Genomic DNA, 1,762 nt, shown 5'->3' with positions numbered 1-1,762 from the left:
CCGCCCCCGCCGCCCGAGGCGTCCTCCTGGGCCCGCTACCCGGCCGGGCCCGGCTATCTGCGGGCACTGGCCGGGGGCGAGTCCCCGCGCGCGGTGTGGACGGCGCTGCCGGGCCCGCACTGGCCCGACGAACTGGCCCGGGCACTGGCCGCCGCCCTGGCCTCCGGCCGCGGCGCACTCGCCGTACTGCCCGACGGGCGGGCCGCGGCCCGGGTGGACGCCGCCCTCACCGCCCTGGTCGGCGCCGGCCGGCACGTCCTGCTCACCGCCGACGCCGGAGCCGAGGCCCGCTACCGCCGCTGGCTGGCCGTCAACCGCGGGCAGGTGCGCTGCGTCGTGGGCACCCGCGCCGCGATGTTCGCGCCCGTGCACGACCTGGGGCTGGTCGCGATCTGGGACGACGGGGACTCCAGCCACCGCGACCCCCGCGAACCGATGCCGCACGCCCGCGAGGTGCTGCTGCTGCGCTCCGCCCGGGAGAGCTGCGGCTTCCTGCTGGGCGCGCACGGCAGCACCGTGGAGGCCGCCCAGCTCGTCGAGACCGGCTGGGCCCGCCCGCTGGCCGCCGACCGCGACGCGGTGCGGGCGAGCGCCCCCCTGGTCCGCACCGTCGGCGACGGCGACGAGGCGCGCGACCCGGCCGCGCGCGCCGCCCGGCTGCCCACCCTCGCCTGGAGCACCGTGCGCGAGGCCCTGCGGCGCGGCCCGGTACTGGTGCAGGTGCCGCGGCGCGGCTACGTACCCCGGCTGGCCTGCGACCGCTGCCGCGAGCCGGCCCGCTGCGCCCACTGCTCGGGCCCCCTGGAGGCCGCCGCGGGCGACGCCCCGCCCCACTGCGGCTGGTGCGGCCGCGACGCGCCCGGCTGGGCGTGCGCGGAGTGCGGCGGCACCCGCCTGCGGGGGCGGGTCTTCGGAGCCCGGCGCACCGCCGAGGAACTGGGCCGGGCCTTCCCGGCCGTGCCCGTCCGCACCTCCGGCCGCGACCACGTCCTGGACTCCGTGCCCGACCGGCCCGCCCTGGTGGTCAGCACCCCCGGCGCGGAGCCGGTCGCCGAGGGGCCCGGCTACGCGGCGGCCCTGCTGCTGGACGGCTGGGCACTGCTGTCCCGCCCCGACCTGCGGGCGGGGGAGGAGGCGCTGCGCCGCTGGCTGGACGCCGCCGCACTGGTGCGCCCCCACGGCGAGGGCGGCACGGTGGTGGTGATGGCCGAACCCTCGCTGCGGCCCGTCCAGGCACTGGTGCGCTGGGATCCGGCCGGACACGCCCGGCGCGAGCTGGCCGAGCGGGCCGAGCTGGGTTTCCCGCCGGTGTCCCGGATGGCCGCGGTGACCGGACCGCCCGAAGCCGTCGCCGAACTGCTGGCCGCGGCCGAACTGCCGCCCGACGCCGAGGTCCTGGGACCGGTGCCGCTGCCGGTGCCCGACACGGGCCGTCCCCGGCGCCCCGGTGACCCGCCGCCGGGCGAGCGGTGGGAGAGGGCCCTGGTGAGGGTGCCGCCGGGCAGCGGCGCGGCGCTCGCCGCCGCGCTCAGGACCGCCCGCGCGGCCCGGCTCGCCCGCCGCGGGAGCGAGCCCGTACGCGTCCGTGTCGATCCGGAGGACATCGGCTGACCGCCCGGACGCGGTGCCGTCCGGAATGCGGGACCGTTCGGAACGCGGAACCGCCCGGAACGCGGGACCGCCCGGCGCCGGGCCGAGGGGGAGGGGCCGGGCGCCGGGCGGAGCGGGAGACGGCCTGATTCAGCCGTTGCGGGGGGAGGGG

General features: G+C 80.9%; 1 protein-coding gene. It reads left to right on the top strand.

Going from position 1 to position 1,762, the window contains the following annotated elements:
- The coding region (locus L7D48_RS28580; RefSeq protein ID WP_237883972.1) for a primosome assembly protein PriA at nt 1–1,611 on the top strand (1,611 nt) is incomplete at its 5' end.
- Nucleotides 1,612–1,762 lie beyond the last annotated feature (151 nt).

Source organism: Streptomyces sp. ICN903, from assembly GCF_022015835.1.
GTDB lineage: Bacteria > Actinomycetota > Actinomycetes > Streptomycetales > Streptomycetaceae > Streptomyces > Streptomyces fenghuangensis.
The sequence above is the reverse complement of the archived record's forward strand: the minus strand, read 5'-3'. Positions and strand labels throughout refer to the sequence as shown.